Raw genomic sequence first — 20,406 nt, forward strand, 5'->3', positions numbered from 1 at the left:
TCACGGGGCAGATCCAGGGGCTAACCAATATTGAAGTTGCCTGCCGTACATGCTGAGCGATACGGCGGTCAGCATCTCTTCATGCGTACAGTCGATCGAGTATTCTGTAATGTTCCCGACGACATAAGGCCGCCAACTTTGCAACAATGACGGATCACCATCGCTCGCATCTCGTGCGGCGGAAAAGATCGTTATATCGCCATCAAAAATGTCGGGTTTGTGAGCTCGAGTCAACGCCATATTGTGGTCAAGGTTTTGGAGGATCGAATCTAACAGCTCCTTAAATCGAGCAATTGCGATGGCCGCGTGTGCGCGGATCAGCTCCTCTACCTGCTCGTAAGTAAGGGGCTCATCCTGTTCAGGAATCGCGATATCAAAAAACCGTAAGACCTCTTCTAATATGCGTCTCTCGATTACAGCGGAGTCAGGTCCTGGGTCGCTGCTCTCGGCGCCGGGCTGGGCGTCGAGAAGGATAAGACGTGAGATTGCGCACCCGCGTCGTTGAAGCTCTACGGCGATTTCATGGGCCACGACGCCGCCAAAAGAATAGCCCAGAATATTGTACGGTCCGGTAGGATTAACCGCTTGGATTCTGTCGGCATAGTTTTTTGCCATTCCTTGAATTGACCGCGGCTCAATTTCTTCGTTCTGCAAGGCTTGTTGGATTCCGATAATCGGGCAGTCCAAGTAATTGCCAAGAATTTGATACGGCCAACTCATGCCGCCGCCGGGATGAATGCAGAACAACGGAACACCGGTGCCGTGCTGCAGAATCTGAACCGGAACTACCTCTTGGGCAGACGCACTACCGTTGTGCAGCCGCTGACGCAGACTTCTCACGGTGGGTGCCTCGAAGAGGGTGCGTACCGACAGGTTGGCATCCAAACTGGCGTTGATGGCGGCGATCAGGCGCATCGCCGTCAGCGAATCCCCACCCAGATCGAAGAAGGAGTCATCGACCCCGACGCGCTCCAATCCGAGGATTTGCGCGTAGATGCCGGCCAGGATTTCCTCGGTCAGAGTGCCCGGGGCGCGATACCCCTTACCGGTGTAATCCGGTGCGGGGAGGGCGCGGGTGTCGAGTTTGCCGTTGACCGTCAGGGGTAGCGCCTCGAGTACCACGATCGCGGCCGGCACCATATAAGACGGCAACCGGTCCGCCAACTCGGCGCGGATCGCGACCGGATCCACTGTGCCCGGCTCCGTTTCGGTGACATAACCGATCAGGCGTTTGTCGCCGGGGTGGTCTTCGCGGGCGATCACCACCGCCTGCTCGACACCCTCCACATTGGCCAGGGCGGTGCGGATTTCACCCAGTTCGATGCGATACCCGCGGATCTTGACCTGCTCATCAGCACGGCCGAGGTACTGCAGCTGGCCGTCGACGCCCCAACACACCAAATCCCCGGTGCGATACATCCGCGACCCCGGGCTGCCGAAGGGACACGCCACAAACCGGGACGCGGTCAACGATGACCGGCCCCAATACCCCACCCCCACCCCGGCGCCGGCCACATACAACTCCCCCACCACCCCCACCGGCACCACACACAACCACGGGTCCAAGACGAACAACGCCGCCCCTGATACCGGCGACCCGATCGGCGGGGCACCCGCCCCCGGTGTCAGCGGGATACTCTTGGACGCCCACATCGTGGTTTCGGTGGGCCCGTAGACGTTGACCATCACCCGCCCCGGCGCCCACCGATCCACCAGCTCAGGTGGGCAAGCCTCGGCGCCGATAACCAGCGCCGTCGACCCCAACCCCTCCGGAGAGAGCGCCCCTACCGCGGAGGGAGTCTGGGTGAGCACGCTGACTTGTTCGCCGAGCAGCAGGGCGTGGAAGTCTTCCGGTGAGCGGGTTAGCGCTTCGGGTACCACCACCAACCGGCCCCCACTCAACAGGGCGCCGAAAATCTCCCAGACCGAAAAGTCAAACGCATAGGAATGAAACTGCGACCACACCTGCCCCGGCCCCAGCCGCACCCCAATCTCAAGCGAGTCGAACAACTGGGTCACGTTGCGATGCCTCACCGCAACACCTTTGGGCACCCCGGTCGTCCCCGAGGTATAAATGATGTGCGCAATATCCTCCGGCGTCGGCATCGGTCCTGGCAGTGGTGTGGTTGGCTGGCTGTCGATCAGGGGGTTGTTGATGTCGATCACCGGCACGCCATGACCGTTGAGCCGTGACTGCGAATCGGTGGTGGTTACCACGGTGATTGGGGTGGCGTCGGTGAGCATGAACTTGACGCGGGCTGTCGGTAGACCGGGATCTATTGGTACGTAGGCCGCCCCGGACTTGAGCACCGCCAGGATCGCCACGATCGCCTCTGGGCAGCGCGGCATCAGCAATCCCACACACTCACCCCGACCCGCACCGTGCCGAATTAACAAGTGCGCTAACTGATTCGCCGACTCGTCGAGTTCCTGATACGTCCAGGACCGGTCCCTGAAAGTCAACGCCACCGCCCCCGGGGTTTGTGCCACCTGCGCGGCAAACGCCGCCGGAATCGACACCCCCGGCGTGGCGGGGCGGTCCAACACGGCGCGGTTCCCCCACCCCTCCACACAGGCCAGCTCCGACGCGTCGAGCACCTGGATCGAGGACAACAGCCGCTGCGGGTCAGCCGTCATCGCCGTCAGCACGCGCTGGAATCGGGTGATCAGGGTGTGGATGGTGTGGGGGTCGAAGATGTCGGTGCGAAATTCCACCGTGCCACTAATCCCAGCTGGCTGGCCCGCGTCGGTGAAGTTTTCGGTCAGGGAGAAGGTCAAATCCATGCGCGCGGTGTGAGTTTGCACCGGCAGCGGGCTGACCCGCGCCTGGTCCCCCAGCGCTAGTCCGCCAGCCAAGTCCTCGTTGTGCTCGGGCAGGTTTTGCCAGGCCAGCATGACCTGCACTAGGGGGTGGTGGGCCAGGGAGCGGGTGGGGTGCAGTCGTTCCACGAGTACTTCGAAGGGCACGTCTTGGTGCTCAAAGGCGGCCAGGCTGCGGGCGCGCACCTGGCTAAGGAGTTCGGCGATGCTGGGGTCGCCGGCCAGATCGACGCGTAGCACCAGGGTGTTGACGAAGAACCCGACCAGCTCATCCAGAGCGGGGTCGCGCCGGCCGGCGATCGGGAACCCCACCGCCACCTCGGTATTGGCGCTGAGTTTGGCCAGCAGCACCGCGAGGGCGGTTTGGATGACCATGAAACTGGTCGCATTATGCGCGCGGGCTACTTGGGTGATTTGCTGCTGCAACTGCGCGGGCCAGTCGATGGTGAGGCTGGCTCCGCGATAATCGGCCACCGCCGGATACGGCCGATCCGTGGGCAACACCAGCCGTTCAGGCATCCCGGCCAACGCGTGCTGCCAGTAAGCCAACTGCCCGCCGATCACACTATCGGGATCCTCTAAGTCACCGAACTGCTCACGCTGCCACAGCGTGTAATCGGCGTACTGCACCGCCAACGGCACCCAACCCGGAACCTGGCCCTTAGCCCGAGCGGCATAGGCCACACCCAGATCCCGTATCAGCGGAGTGATCGACCAACCATCAGCAGCAATATGGTGGGCTACGGCCACCAACACAAACTCATCGACGCCCACCCGGAAAAGCTGCGCCCGCAACGGAACCTCGACCGCCAAATCAAACCGGTAGCCGGCCACCGCGGCGATGGCCTCATGTAGCTGGCTTTCTGGCCACCCGCTGGCATCAATCACCCGCCAACCAAAATCGGCCCGCTCAACCGGGATCAGCTGCTGGTGGGGGGTCCCGTCGGTGGCGGGGAAGATGGTACGCAGGCTTTCATGGCGGCCCACCACATCACCGAGCGCGGCCTCCAGGGCCTCAACATCAAGTGGCCCACCTAACCCCAGCGCAACGGGCATGTTGTAGACCGCAGAAGGCCCCTGCAACTGATCCAAGAACCACAATCGGGACTGGGCAAACGACAACGGCACCACCGCTGGGCGCTCTTGTACGGTCAGCGGGGCCAACCCACCCCCACCCCCGGCGTTGGCCTGGATGCGGGGCGCCAACTGCGCGATCGCCGGCGCCTCAAACACCGCCCGCACCGACAAGTCAACATCCAAAGAATTGTTGATCGCGGCGATCAAACGCATCGCCGACAACGAATCCCCACCCAACTCGAAAAAGGAGTCATCGACCCCGACCCGCTCTATGCCCAACACCTGGGCATAAATGCCGGCCAGGATGTCCTCGACCAGACTGCCCGGGGCCCGATACTGACCACCGGTGTAATCCGGTGCGGGGAGGGCGCGGGTGTCGAGTTTCCCATTAACCGTCAACGGCAGGGTATCGAGCACCACGATCGCAGCCGGCACCATATAAGACGGCAACCGCTGCGCCAACTCGGTGCGGATGGCGACCGGATCCACCGTGCCCGAACCGGATTCGGTCACATAGCCGACCAGACGCTTATCCCCGGGGTGGTCCTCGCGGGCAATCACCACCGCCTGCCCCACCCCGTCTAGCCCGGCTAGCGCGGCCCGGATCTCCCCCAATTCGATGCGGAACCCGCGGATCTTGACCTGCTCATCCGCCCGGCCCACATAGCGCAGCTGCCCGTCAGCACCCCAACACACCAAATCCCCGGTCCGATACATCCGCGACCCCGGGCTGCCGAACGGACACGCCACAAACCGCGACGCAGTCAACCCCGCCCGACCCCAATACCCCACCCCCACCCCGGCACCGGCCACATACAACTCCCCCACCACCCCCACCGGCACCACACACAACCACACGTCCAACACAAACAACGCCGCCCCCGACACCGGCGACCCAATCGGCACCACCGCCGGACCCGGGGCCAGCGGGGCACTGATCGCCACCCAAACTGTGGTCTCCGTCGGGCCATAAGCATTGACCATCACCCGCCCAGGCGCCCACCGATCCACCACCTCAACCGGACACGCCTCCCCACCCACCAGCAAAGCCGTCGACTCCAAACCCTCCGGGCAAAGCGTCGCCACCGCATTGGGGGTTTGGCATAACACACCGATGTTTTCGCTGACCAGTAGGGCGTGGAAGTCGTCTGGGGAGCCGACCACCGCCTCGGGTACCACCACCAGCCGCCCCCCATGCAGCAGGGCGCCGAAGATCTCCCACACCGAAAAGTCGAAGGCATAGGAGTGACACTGTGTCCACACCTGCCCAGCCGTCAGGCCGGCATCGAGGAGCTCGATCAGTTGGGTGACGTTGTGGTGGGTGACGGCAACGCCTTTGGGCACCCCGGTGGTGCCTGAGGTGTAAATCAGATACGCGACGTCGTCGGGCGCCGGGTCTGGCAGTGGTGTGATCGGGTGGGCGTCGAGGGTGGGGTCGGTGGTATCGATGACTCGCTCGTCATGGCCATCCAGCCGTGACCGCAACTCGGCGGTGGTGATAATGGCGGTCGGGTTGGCGTCGATGAGGATGAATTCGATCCGCGCGGTCGGCCATTCTGGGTCCATCGGCACATAGGCCGCCCCGGTCTTGAGTATCGCCAGGATCGCGAAGATCGCCTCCGCCGATCGCGACATGAGTATCCCCACGTACTGACCTGGGCCTGCCCCACGGTTAGCCAGTAAGTAAGCCAACCGATTCGTGGCCTCATCGAGTTCCCGATACGTCCAGGACCGGTCCCCGAAGCTCAGCGCCACCGCGTGCGGGGTGCAGGTGACTTGGGCGGCAAAGGCTTGCGGGATTGACGACGCCGCTGCCATTGGCTGGTTCAATATCGCGCGGTTGCCGACCACATCGAGACGCGCCTGTTCTGACTCGTCGAGCAGATCGATCGAGGACACCGGCCGTTGAGGGTCGGTGGTCATGGCTGAGAGCACCTGGCGCCACCGCGTGATCAGGGTGTCGATGCTGTCGGTGTCGAAGACGTCGGTGCGGAATTCCACCGCCCCGGCGATCCCCGCGGGCTCGCCGACCTCGTTCCAGCGTTCCCCAACGAAAAATGTCAAGTCCATGCGGGCGACCTGGGTCTCCGTGGCCAGCGGTGTGACCTGCAGATCCCCGAAGGCCAGCCTGGTCAGTTCGTGGTTTTGTCCGGGGAGGTTTTGCCAGGAGAGCATGACCTGTATTAAGGGGTGGTGGGCCAGGCTGCGGGTGGGGTGGAGTCGTTCGATGAGTAGTTCGAAGGGCAGGTCTTGGTGTTCGTAGGCGGTTAGGCTGCGGGTGCGCACCTGGTCCAGCAGTTCGGTGATGCTGGGGTCGCCTGCCAGGTCGACCCGTAGCACCAACGTGTTGAAGAAACAACCCATTAGCTCGTCCAGGGCCGGGTCGCGGCGTCCGGCGATCGCGAATCCGATGGCTACGTCGGTGTTGGTGCTGAGTTTGGCCAGCAGCACCGCGAGGGCGGTTTGGATGACCATGAAGCTGCTGACCTGGTGGGTGCGGGCCAGTTCGGTGATTTGTTGGTGGAGTTCGGTGGGCCAGTTGATGGTGAGGCTGGCCCCGTGGTGATCGGCCACCGCCGGATACGGCCGATCCGTGGGCAGCACCAGGCGTTCGGGCATCCCGGCCAGGGCGTGTTGCCAGTAGGCCAGTTGCGCGGCGATTGGGCTGTTGGGGTCGTTGAGGTCGCCGAGTTGTTCACGCTGCCAGAGTGTGTAGTCGGCGTATTGCACCGGCAACGGGGTCCAATCGGGGGGGTGGCCTTGAGTGCGGGCGGCATAGGCGGTCGCTAAATCGGTCACCAGTGGGGTGATTGACCAGCCGTCGGCGGCGATGTGGTGGGCTACGGCGGCTAACACGTATTGGTCTGGGGTGAGGTGGAAAAGTTGTGCCTGCAACGGGATTTCGACTGCCAGATCAAATGTGTGACGTGCCACTGCGGCGATGGCGTCCTTGAGGCGCTCGGGCGGCCAGTTGCTGGCATCGATGATGGCCCAGCCAAAATCTGTTTGTTCGGGGGGCACTACTACTTGGTGGGGGATTCCGTGGGTTGCGGGGAATATGGTGCGCAGGCTTTCATGGCGGGCCACTACGTCAGCGAGTGCGGCGCCCAGGGCGTCGGTGTCTAGGTGGCCTTGCAGGTGCAGTGCGATGGGCATGTTGTAGACCGCCGAGGGGCCCAGTAGCTGGTCGATAAACCACAACCGGGACTGGGCAAACGACAACGGCACCCGCTCGGGCCGCTGTTGGGTTGTTAAGGGTGCGAGCGCGGGTTGGCTGGGATGTTCTTTGAGCCATTGGGCCAGCCCGGCCACGGTGGGGATGTCGAACAATGTCCGGATTGGGACTTCGACACCGAGTTCGGCCTGGATCCGCGCCGCCAGCCGGATTGCTGATAGTGAATGGCCACCCAGATCGAAAAACACGTCGTCGATGCCGACTCGTGTCACTCCGAGAACGTCGCTGAACAGCGCGGCCAATACGTGTTCTTGTTGGTCACGCGGTGCTCGGTATGCCACCGCACTGATGAATTCTGGGGCGGGTAACGCGCGCCGATCGAGTTTGCCGTTGACCGTCAGTGGCAGGGCATCGAGCACCATGATCGCTGCGGGCACCATGTATTCGGGCAGGCGGTCTGCGACAAAGCCGCGCAGTTCGGCCACTCGTTCGATGGCTGAGGGGTCGTTGACATAGCCGGCAATTGAGCCCACCGGTGTGGCGGGCAGGTAGAGATCTGACAGCGCCGGCAGCGGGGAGTCCTTAGATGCGTGGCTGGTGTGGGTGAAGATGAGGTCCATCAGCCCAGCGGTCGGTGACCAGGTCAGCGCTGTGGTGTATCCCAGTTCTTGGCCCAGCAGCTGACACTGGTGCGGCAATAGCGCATCGGGTGCACAGATTTCGGCACGCAACTGGCTGACGGGCACCCGGTCGCCGGCGGCGGTCAGCGCGGATGCCAGTGCCACATCAGGCCATATCCCGCCATGGGGTACTCCGGTGACGCGCAGCTCCGGCAGGCGCTGCGACTGCAGGTATTCGCCCAGCCTGGCCAGGGTTGTGAACCGCTGCCAGGGTTGGCAGGGTAGGTGGGCAAGCGAGCGCGCCGGCGCCGGCGCCTTATGCAGCACGACCTCGTATCGGTAGCTGCTGAGTTCGTTGACCGCACCCATCTGTTTGAGCTGCACATCAACGGCCGCGATGTCGGGAAGGTGTTGGGGCAACGCCGCAAAGAACTCCGGCGCCAACAGCAGTTCCTGCTCGGCAAGCATTTCGCGGCGCACCCGCTCACGCAGCACCGCGGCGGTGTCGTCACTGGTGTCGGTGCACAACACCTTGGTGGTAAACGCCTGCAACAACGACAGGTTGCGCACATCGCCGATAAACACCGCCCCGCCCGGTGCCAACAACCGCATCGCGGCTGCCAGCACATCCAGCAGATAGCCCGCGCTGGGGAAGTACTGGATCACCGAGTTGAGCACCACCACATCGAAATGCGCCTGCGGCAACCCCGCGGCCGCATCGGCCGGCTGCACCCGCAACCGCACCCGATCCGCCCAGGACTGCGACGCCACCGCCGCCTGCAGCTGCTGAACCGTCGCCGCGGAGAAGTCCGTACCCCAGTACTCGACACAATCAGGGGCCAACCGGGCCAACAACAACCCGCTACCGACCCCGATCTCCAACACCCGCTGCGGACCCAGCTTGCGGATCCGCTCCACCGCCGCCGCCTGCCACTGGCGCATCTCTTCTAAGGGGATGGGTGCCCCGGTATAACTGCTGTTCCAGCCCCCGAAATCCTCCCCCAATACCGCTGGGGCGCCCTGCGCAGAGCTCACCTGCGAATACAGGCCCTCATACACTGTCTGCCACTGGCCAACGAGCTGCGCCTCCCGTTGCGGCTCTCGCACCAGCACCATCTGCTGATCCAGCACGACATAGCCCACCAACTGCTTGTCGCTGGCCCCCTGGTCGGCATTAACGGTGGAGGAGGCTGTATGGGCGATCACCACCGCCTGACCCACCCGAGGATGCGCCGCCAGCACGGCCTGGACCTCACCGAGTTCGATGCGATACCCGCGGATCTTGACCTGTTCATCGGCCCGGCCCACATACCGCAGCTGCCCATCACCACCCCAGCGCACCAAATCCCCGGTGCGATACATCCGCGCCCCGGCACCGCCAAAGGGACACGCCACAAACCGCGATGCGGTCAACCCCGCCCGACGCCAATACCCCACCCCCACACCGGCGCCGGCCACATACAACTCCCCGACCACCCCGGCCGGCACCGCACGCAACCACCGATCGAGCACAAAGAAGCCAAGGTGGGCCAACGGCACCCCGATCGGGCTGATCGTGGTGCCGACATCGTCTGTGAGGATCTCGCGGAACGAGGCATGCACTGTTGTCTCGGTGATGCCATACATGTTGATCAACCGCGGTGATCGCGGGTGGTTGTGCAGCCACGTCGAAAGACGCGCGGGCTCAAGGGCTTCTCCGCCGAACACCACCGTCGCAAGCTTCAGCTGCTCTGCCCGCTCGGGCTGGAGCGCATCAGTGGTTTGCAAGACATAAAACGCCGACGGAGTCCGGCTCAACACACTGACTTGCTCACCCACCAGCACAGCGTGGAACTCCTCTGGTGAGCGCGCCACCGCCTCCGATACCACCACCAACCGGCCCCCACCGAGCAGTGCACCGAAGATCTCCCACACCGAGAAGTCAAAAGCCAGGGAATGACACTGTGTCCACACCCCCGCCGGATCCAACTGCCCGTCCAGCGACGCCAACAACTGGATGACGTTGTGATGGCTTATGGCAACGCCTTTAGGCACCCCGGTGGTGCCCGAGGTGTAAATCAGATACGCAATATCTTCTGGCGCCGGGCCCGGCAGTGGTGTGGCCGGCTGGGTCTGGATCGCGGGATCATCGACAGTGATGACCACCAGGTCATGCCCGTGCAGCCGATCGACCAGCCCGGTGGTGGTAATCGCGGCGATCGGCGCGGCATCAGCCACCATGAATCCGATCCGCGCTGCCGGCAACGCCGGGTCGATCGGCAGATAAGCCGCCCCGGCCTTGAGCACCGCCATAATCGCTACGACCGCCTCCACGGACCGCGAAAACACCAGCGCCACACACGAACCCGGGCCCACCCCATGAGCTGTCAACAGGTGCGCCAACCGGTTGGCCGCCTCATCTAGCTCGCGGTAAGTCACCGAGCGGCCCTCGTAACTGATCGCCACCGCCTGCGGCGTGCGCGCCACCTGCTGGCTAAACAACACCGGAATCGACACCGACACCGACACCGACTGGGTCAACACCGCCCGATTACCGATCTCATCCAGGCGGGCATGCTCAGCCTCATCGAGCAGCTCCATCGACGACAGCCGGCGAGCCGGATCGGCCGTCATCCCCACCAACACCCGCTCGAACCGATCGATCAGCGTTTGGATGCTTTGCGGGTCGAACACATCGGTGCGAAATTCCACCGCCCCGCCGATCCCGGCGGGCTCACCGCCCTCGGTCCACCGTTCAGCCAGGAAAAACGTCAGATCCCAACGGGCGGTACTAGTCTCTGCGGGCAGCGGAGTGACCTGCACATCCCCCAAGGCCAACCCCGCCGCGGGATCATTGGCAGACCAGGCAAAGTTTTGCCAGGCCAACGCCACCTGAAACAAAGGATGATGAGTCAGGCTGCGAGTGGGGTTGAGCCGCTCCACCAACACCTCAAAAGGCACATCTTGATGCTCAAAGGCGGCCAGACTGCGCGTCCGCACCTGCCCTAGGAGTTCGGCCACACTGGGGTCGCCGGCCAGATCCAGCCGCAACACCAGGGTGTTGACGAAGAACCCGACCAGCTCATCGAGGGCGGGGTCGCGCCGGCCGGCGATCGGGAACCCCACGGCCACCTCGGTATTGGCGCTGAGTTTGGCCAGCAGCACCGCGAGGGCGGTTTGGATGACCATGAAACCGGTCGCATTATGCGCGCGGGCTACTTGGGTGATTTGCTGCTGCAACTGCGCGGGCCAGTCGATGGTGAGGCTGGCTCCGCGATAATCGGCCACCGCCGGATACGGCCGATCCGTCGGCAAAGCCAGGCGCTCGGGCAACCCGGCCAACGCGTCTTGCCAGTAAGCCAACTGCGCGCCGATGCGGCTACCGCTGTCATCAAGATCGCCCAACTGCTCACGCTGCCACAACGTGTAATCGGCATACTGCACCGCCAACGGCACCCAACCCGGAACCTGACCCACCGACCGGGCGGCATAAGCCATCCCCAGATCACGCGCCAACGGGGCGATCGACCAACCATCCCCAGCGATATGATGCACCACGATCACCAGCACATACTCATCGTCAGCGACACCGAAAAGCTGTGCCCGCAACGGGATCTCGGTAGCCAAATCAAACGGGCGACGCGCCACCGCGCCCACGGCCTCACGTAACCGACTTTGCGGCCAGCCGCTGGCATCGATCACCGCCCAGCCGAACTCAACCCCCTCAACCGGCACCACCACCTGCTCAGCAACCCCGTCGACCGCCGGGAACACCGTACGCAGGCTTTCATGGCGGCCCACCACATCACCGATCGCGGCCTCCAGGGCCTCAACATCAAGTGGCCCACCTAACCCCAGCGCAACGGGCATGTTGTAGACCGCAGAAGGCCCCTGCAACTGATCCAAGAACCACAATCGGGACTGGGCAAACGACAACGGCACCCACTGCGGCCGCTCCCCGGCCACCAGCGGCGCCAGCCCACTCCCACCCCTCGCTTGGATGCGGGGTGCCAACTGCGCGATCGCCGGCGCCTCAAACACCGCCCGCACCGACAAGTCAACATCCAAAGAATTGTTGATCGCGGCGATCAAACGCATCGCCGACAACGAATCCCCACCCAACTCGAAAAAGGAGTCATCGACCCCGACCCGCTCTATGCCCAACACCTGGGCATAAATGCCGGCCAACATTTCTTCGGTCAGACTGGCCGGGGCCCGATAGTGGGCGCTGGTGTAGTCGGGTGCGGGCAGGGCGCGGGTGTCGAGTTTGCCGTTGACCGTCAACGGCAGGGTATCGAGCACCACGATCGCGGCCGGCACCATATAGGCTGGCAACCGATCCGCGAGTTGGGCGCGGATGGCGACCGGATCAACAGCCCCAGTTTGGGATTGGGTGACATACCCGATCAGGCGCTTATCGCCGGGGTGGTCCTCGCGGGCGATCACCACCGCCTGCTCCACCCCGTCCACGTTCGCCAGGGCGGTGCGGATTTCGCCGAGTTCGATGCGGTATCCGCGGATCTTGACCTGCTCATCGGCCCGGCCCACATACTGCAGCTGCCCGTCAGTGCCCCAGCACACCAGATCCCCGGTGCGATACATCCGCGACCCCGGCGCTCCAGTCCCGGTGAAGGGACACGCCACGAACCGGGATGCAGTCAACGGTGACCGACGCACATAGCCCACCCCGACCCCGGCGCCAGCCACATACAGTTCCCCGACCACCCCCGCCGGCACCGGCTGCAACCACGGGTCCAAGACGAACAGCGCCGCCCCTGATACCGGCGACCCGATCGGCACCACCCCCGTGCCCGGGGTGAGCGGGGCACTCATCGCCGCATACACCGTGGTCTCAGTCGGCCCATAAGCGTTGAGCATCACCCGCCCCGGCGCCCACCGATCCACCACCTCAACCGGACACGCTTCCCCGGCCACCACCAACGCCACCGAGTCCAACCCCTGCGGAGACAGCATCGCCACTGCCGACGGGGTCTGACTCAACACACTGACCCGTTCAGCAATCAGCAAGGCATGCAAGTCATCCGGGGAACCGACCACCGCCTCGGGTACCACCACCAACCGGCCCCCACCCAACAGCGCACCGAAAATCTCCCACACCGACACATCAAAGGAATACGAATGCCACTGCGACCACACTCCCACCCGCTCCACATACGCACCCGCCGACGCCAGCAGCGAAGTCACGTTGCCATGCGTCACCGCAACACCTTTAGGAACACCGGTAGTACCTGAGGTGTAAATCAGATACGCCACATCCTCGGCAGCCGGGCCCGGCAACGGTGTGACCGGCTGGGCATCGATGACCGGATCGTTGACATCGATGACCGCCACGTCATGGCCATCGAGCCGCGAGCGCAGCTCGGCGGTGGTGAGCACCGCGACCGGGGCGGCATCAGTGAGCAAGAACTCGATCCGCGCTGCCGGCAAGCCTGGATCGATTGGCACATACGCCGCCCCGGACTTGAGCACCGCCAGGATCCCTACGATCGCCTGCGCGCAGCGCGGCAACAACAACCCCACACACCCACCCGGGCCCGCCCCCCGGGCAACCAGCCAGTGCGCCAACCGATTCGCCGACTCATCGAGCTCCCGATACGTCCACGACCGGCCCCCGAACGTCAACGCCACCGCCACCGGGGCGCAGACGACTTGGGCGGCAAACACATCCGGGATCGACACCCCCGACGCTGCTGCCATCGGCTGGTCCAACACCGCCCGGTTACCCCACACCGCTAGTCGGGCATGCTCATCGGCGTCGAGCACCCCGACCGAGGAGACCTGCTGGGTGGGGTCGGCGGTCATCGCCGCGAGCACGCGCTGGAATCGGGTGATCAGGGTGTGGATGGTGTGGGGGTCGAAGATGTCGGTGCGAAATTCCACCGCCCCACTAATCCCAGCTGGCTGGCCCGCGTCGGTGAACTTTTCGGTCAGGGAGAAGGTCAAATCCATGCGCGCGGTGTGAGTTTGCAGCGGTACGGGGTTGGCCTGTAGATCACCTAGGTCCAGTTGGGTCAGGTCGTGGTTTTGCCAGGCCAGCATGACCTGCACTAGGGGGTGGTGGGCCAGGGAGCGGGTGGGGTGCAGTCGTTCCACGAGTACTTCGAAGGGCACGTCTTGGTGCTCAAAGGCGGCCAGGCTGCGGGCGCGCACCTGGCTAAGGAGTTCGGCGATGCTGGGGTCGCCGGCTAGATCGACGCGTAGCACCAGGGTGTTGACGAAGAACCCGACCAGCTCATCCAGAGCGGGGTCGCGCCGGCCGGCGATCGGGAACCCCACCGCCACCTCGGTATTGGCGCTGAGTTTGGCCAGCAGCACCGCGAGGGCGGTTTGGATGACCATGAAACTGGTCGCATTATGCGCGCGGGCTACTTGGGTGATTTGCTGCTGCAACTGCGCGGGCCACTCGATGGTGAGGCTGGCTCCGCGATAATCGGCCACCGCCGGATACGGCCGATCCGTGGGCAACACCAGCCGTTCAGGCATCCCGGCCAACGCGTGCTGCCAGTAAGCCAACTGCCCGCCGATCACACTATCGGGATCCTCTAAGCCACCGAACTGCTCACGCTGCCACAGCGTGTAATCGGCGTACTGCACCGCCAACGGCACCCAACCCGGAACCTGGCCCTTAGCCCGAGCGGCATAGGCCACACCCAGATCCCGTATCAGCGGAGTGATCGACCAACCATCAGCAGCAATATGGTGGGCTACGGCCACCAACACAAACTCATCGACGCCCACCCGGAAAAGCTGCGCCCGCAACGGAACCTCGACCGCCAAATCAAACCGGTAGCCGGCCACCGCGGCGATGGCCTCATGTAGCTGGCTTTCTGGCCACCCGCTGGCATCAATCACCCGCCAACCAAAATCGGCCCGCTCAACCGGGATCAGCTGCTGGTGGGGGGTCCCGTCGGTGGCGGGGAAGATGGTACGCAGGCTTTCATGGCGGCCCACCACATCACCGAGCGCGGCCTCCAGGGCCTCAACATCAAGTGGCCCACCTAACCCCAGCGCAACGGGCATGTTGTAGACCGCAGAAGGCCCCTGCAACTGATCCAAGAACCACAATCGGGACTGGGCAAACGACAACGGCACCACCGCTGGGCGCTCTTGTACGGTCAGCGGGGCCAACCCACCCCCACCCCCGGCGTTGGCCTGGATGCGGGGCGCCAACTGCGCGATCGCCGGCGCCTCAAACACCGCCCGCACCGACAAGTCAACATCCAAAGAATTGTTGATCGCGGCGATCAAACGCATCGCCGACAACGAATCCCCACCCAACTCGAAAAAGGAGTCATCGACCCCGACCCGCTCTATGCCCAACACCTGGGCATAAATGCCGGCCAGGATGTCCTCGACCAGACTGCCCGGGGCCCGATACTGACCACCGGTGTAATCCGGTGCGGGGAGGGCGCGGGTGTCGAGTTTCCCATTAACCGTCAACGGCAGGGTATCGAGCACCACGATCGCAGCCGGCACCATATAAGACGGCAACCGGTCCGCCAACTCGGCGCGCACCGCCACCGGATCCACCGTGCCCGAACCGGATTCGGTCACATAGCCGACCAGACGCTTATCCCCGGGGTGGTCCTCGCGGGCAATCACCACCGCCTGCCCCACCCCATCTAGTCCGGCGAGGGCGGTGCGGATTTCGCCGAGTTCGATGCGATACCCGCGGATCTTGACCTGCTCATCCGCGCGACCCACATAGCGCAACAGGCCATCAGCACCCCAACACACCAAATCCCCGGTGCGATACATCCTGGACCCCAGCGCCCCTAACGGACACGCCACAAACCGCGATGCGGTCAACCCAGCCCGACCCCAATACCCGTACGCGACCCCGGCACCGGCCACATACAACTCCCCGACCACCCCGATTGGCGCCGCACGTAACCACTGATCAAGTACAAAAAAGCCCAAATGCGCCAACGGCACTCCGATCGGGCTCGCTATGCCCGCGACATCGCCGGCGACGATCTCACGCACCGAGGCATGCACCGTCGTCTCGGTGGTGCCATACATGTTGATCAGCCGCGTCGAGCCTCCATGGTGGCCGAACCACGTCTTAAGACGCGCAGGCTCGAGGGCTTCCCCACCAAACACCACCGATTCCAGCGCCAGCTGTCGACCCAATCCCGCTGATAATCCATCAAGGTTTTGCAACGCATAAAACGCCGACGGGGTGTGACTCAGCACACTGACACCCTCAGCAGCCAGCAGGGCGTGGAAATCGTCTGGGGAACGGGTCACCGTTTCGGGCACTACCACCAACCGGCCCCCACCTAGCAGGGCGCCGAAGATCTCCCACACCGAAAAGTCGAACGCATAGGAATGGAATTGCGACCACACCCCCGCCCGCTCCACAAAGGCACCCGCCGACGCCAGCAGCTCGATCACGTTGTGATGGGCAACAGCCACACCTTTGGGCACCCCGGTGGTGCCCGAGGTGTAAATCAGATACGCCACATCCTCAGGCGCCGGGCCCGGCAACGCGGTAGCCGGCTGGGCATCGATAGCGGGATCGTTGACATCGATGACCGCCACGTCATGACCATCGAGCCGCGAGCGCAACTCAGCGGTGGTCAGCACCGCGACCGGGGTGGCGTCGGTGAGTATGAACCCGATCCGCGCGGCCGGCAGACCCGGATCGATTGGCACATACGCCGCCCCGGACTTGAGCACCGCCAGGATCGCCACGATCGCCTCTGGGCAGCGCGGCACCAGCAACCCCACACACCCACCCGGGGTCGCGCCCTGGGCAACCAGCGAGTGCGCCAACCGATTCGCCGACTCATCCAACTCCCGATACGTCAGCGAAAGACCCTCACAAGTCAGCGCCACCGCCTCCGGGGTTTGTGCCACCTGGGCGGCAAACACATCCGGAATCGACACCCCCGAACCCACCGGGCGGTCCAACACGGCGCGGTTACCCCACTCCTCCAGACAGGCCAGCTCCGACGCGTCGAGCACCTGGATCGAGGACAACAGCCGCTGCGGGTCAGCCGTCATCGCCGTCAGCACGCGCTGGAATCGGGTGATCAGGGTGTGGATGGTGTTGGGGTCGAAAATGTTGGTGTCGTATTCGACCCGCAGGCCCAGTTCCTGACCGGGCGCCACTTGCAGTGTCAGCGGGTAGTGGTTGTATTCGCGGCTCGTGACCTCGTCGATGGCCAACTCGTGTGGCCCGGCCATTGCGGTGGTGTCGACCGGATAGTTTGCGTACACGAACAAGGTGTCAAACAGTTGGTCGTGTCCAGTGGCGCGGTGAATCTCGTTGAGCGCCAAGTGCTGATGGTCCAGGGTGTTGTTGTGGATGCGGTGCAGCGCCTCGAGCAGGTCTACGGTGCTAGTCGACGCGGTTAGGGTGGCACGCACCGGCACCGTGTTGATCAATAGGCCCACCATCGATTCCGCGCCGCTCAGCTCGGCGGGCCGTCCTGAGACGGTGATGCCAAAAGCGAGATCATGCTGGCCGGTCAACCCGCACAACAGCTGCGCGAAGCCGGCCTGCAGCACGGTGCTCACGGTGGTGTGACACGAGCGGGCCAACTCCACAAGGGCCAGCGTGGTCTGCTCAGACACCCTAGACGACACAACACCGCGCCGCCCCAGCGTCAATCGGCCCGGCGGACCCACCAGTGTGGGGGCCTCGAACCCGGTGAACACCTCGCACCACGCCGCCTGGCCGGCAGCGCGATCTTGGGCGGTCAGCCAGCTTACAAACCGGCGATAGGGCACCGGAGCAGGCAGCCGCTGCCCGTAATAGCTGGCGAAGATTTCCTGCAACAAGATCGGCAGCGACCAGCCATCGAGCACGATGTGGTGATTCGTCAGCACAAACCGGTGCTGATCGCCCGCGGTGCGGATCAACGCGGCCCGAAAAGCCGGCTGGCTGCCCAGATCGCACACCGCGGCCCGCTCGCTCGCACACAACCGCTGGATTTCATCGACGCCAACCCCGTCGCCGTCGGTGCTGGCGTCCAGTTCGACATACCGCCACGTCAACTCGGGCTCAGCCGGGATGATCTGCACCGGCTCCCCGAACCGGTCCCAGAACCGGGCCAGCAGGTGCGGATGGCGCAGCACCACCGTATGCACCGCCTCGCGCAGACGGTCGGGATCCAGGCCGCCAGTCACGGTGATATCCAGCTGCACCGCATACACATCATCGCCGCCCTGCGCGGTACTGGCATGAAAGAGCAACCCCTGCTGCAAGGGGGTCAACGGCAAAATATCGGCAACCCGATCCTGCCGACACAACTCATCGATCTGAACCTGACTCAACCGGGCCGGCGCAATATCGGAGGGAGTCAACCCACCCCCACCGTGTTGGACATGCGCGCAGATACCAGCTAGGGCCTCAAACCACAACCGGCTGAGCCGGCTGACCTGCTGCTCATCGAGTGCCGAGCGCGCCCACGTCCAAGCCGCCTGCAGATGCGGGCCAGCCTCCGTGTCCACGGTGGCGGCGTTGAGCCCCACGGTATGCATCAACGGCATCGCCACTGCCGTGGCCGCACCGGTCAACGACAAGCCGTCTCGATCGAGCCGCCACAAACCAGCCGACATCTCACCCTGGCCGCCCACCCGGCCCAAGTAGTTAAACCCGATCACCGGATCTGACCCGGCCAGCTCAACCTCGGGATTCAAATACCGCAGCAGACCATACGTCAGAGGATGCGGCAGGGCGCGCAGCTGTTCTTTGACGTCCTTGATGACCGCCCCCAGCGCGGCTTCACCGGCTACCACCTGCGACCAGTCCAGCTCACCGGGCGCCAACGCCACCGGGTACTTGGCGGTGAACCAGCCCACCGTGCGCGACAAGTCCAACCCGTCGCCTAGCTCCTCGTGGCGCCCGTGGCCCTCCACATCGATACCGACCGCCGCGGCAGCAGGACCCAGGAATTCCACGAAGGCCAAGCCGAACGCGATCAATAAAATGTCTTGCACGCCAGCGTGAAACGCCGCGGGCACCTCACCGAGCAGCAGGCGTGTGGTCTCGGCATCCAACGACACCGACAACTGCCCCGCACTCGCATACGTATCTACCCGCGGTTGCACCGGCGGCAATAAGACAGCGGTTGTCGCCACCTGCCGCCACACCTCGGCCTGGCTGATCACTTCTGGGGTGTGGGCGTACTTATCGAGCAGCCCCGACCACCGAGCAAACGACGTCCCCACGACGGGCAAGACGACCGGCTGACCACTGTGATGCTGAGCCCAGGCGATATTCAAATCCTCCAACAAAATTCGCCATGACACCCCATCAATAGCCAGGTGGTGAACGATCAACACCAACTGGCCCGTGGCGCCCACCCATAGCGCACTGACCATCACCCCAGCGCCCGGGTTCAACCGCGACCGCGCCTCTACCAACGCGTCATCGCATAACGCGTCCACCGCCTGCAGGCAATCGCTGGCGTTCACCGACCCCGGCTCGGGTACCCATAGCGCCCATCCGCCGGCGTCGTCGTCGACACACAACCGCAACATGGCATGCCGATCCAGCAGGGCCTGCAACACCACCACCACGTCGCCCTCGGTGACCCCGGCCGGCGCCTGCACCACCATCGTCTGGTTGAACTGGTCAACCGGACCGTCCACACCCTGCAGCCACCGCATGATCGGGGTGGCGACCAGCGGCCCGACACCCTCGTCCATTGGGGCAAGCTCGCCGCCGACCGCTACCTCGGCCACCCGGGCCAGCCGGGCCACGGTTTGCTCGACGAAGACATCACGCGGCCGACACAACAGGCCAGCCGCCCGCGCCCGGGCCACCACCTGCATCGACAAAATGCTGTCCCCACCCAGATCGAAGAAGGAGTCATCGACCCCGACCCGCTCCATGCCCAACACCTGGGCATAAATGCCGGCCAACATTTCCTCAATGGGAGTGCCCGGGGCGCGATAGTGGGTGCCGGTGTAGTCGGGTGCGGGGAGGGCGCGGGTGTCGAGTTTCCCGTTAACCGTCAACGGCAACGCGTCGAGCACCACGATCGCGACCGGCACCATATAAGACGGCAACCGCTGCGCAAGTTGAGAGCGCACCGCCACCGGATCCACCGTGCCCGAACCGGATTCGGTCACATAGCCGATTAGGCGTTTGTCGCCGGGGTGGTCCTCGCGGGCGATCACCACCGCCTGCCCCACCCCGTCCACGTTCGCCAGGGCGGTGCGGATTTCGCCGAGTTCGATGCGATACCCGCGGATCTTGACCTGCTCATCGGCCCGGCCCACATACTGCAGCTGCCCGTCAGTGCCCCAGCACACCAAATCCCCGGTGCGATACATCCGCGACCCCGGGCTGCCGAAGGGGCAGGCCACAAACCGCGACGCGGTCAACGATGACCGGCCCCAATACCCCACCCCGACCCCGGCGCCGGCCACATACAGTTCCCCGACCACCCCCACCGGCACCGCACCCAACCACGGGTCCAAGACGAACAGCGCCGCCCCTGATACCGGCGACCCGATCGGCACCACCCCCGTGCCCGGGGTGAGCGGGGCGCTGATCGCCGCATACACGGTGGTCTCGGTCGGCCCATAAGCGTTGAGCATCACCCGCCCCGGCGCCCACCGATCCACCACCTCAGCCGGACACGCTTCCCCGGCCACCACCAACGCCACCGACTCCAACCCCTGCGGCGAAAGCATCCCCACCGCCGACGGGGTCTGACTCAACACACTGACCTGTTCAGCAATCAGCAAGGCGTG

Annotated in this window: 1 protein-coding gene (only partly in view); it reads right to left on the reverse strand. The window is 64.4% G+C overall.

Annotation, left to right across the window (positions count from 1 at the left end; all coding sequences use genetic code 11):
• Positions 1–20,406, reverse strand: the 3' portion of a protein-coding gene (locus U8D42_RS09305; protein ID WP_348636947.1) for a non-ribosomal peptide synthase/polyketide synthase. The gene runs 19,353 nt beyond the window's last position; the window shows 20,406 of its 39,759 coding nt (coding positions 19,354–39,759); its start codon lies beyond the right edge, outside the window; its stop codon occupies positions 1–3.

The sequence above is a fragment of the Mycobacterium europaeum genome, from assembly GCF_034555895.2.
GTDB lineage: Bacteria > Actinomycetota > Actinomycetes > Mycobacteriales > Mycobacteriaceae > Mycobacterium > Mycobacterium europaeum.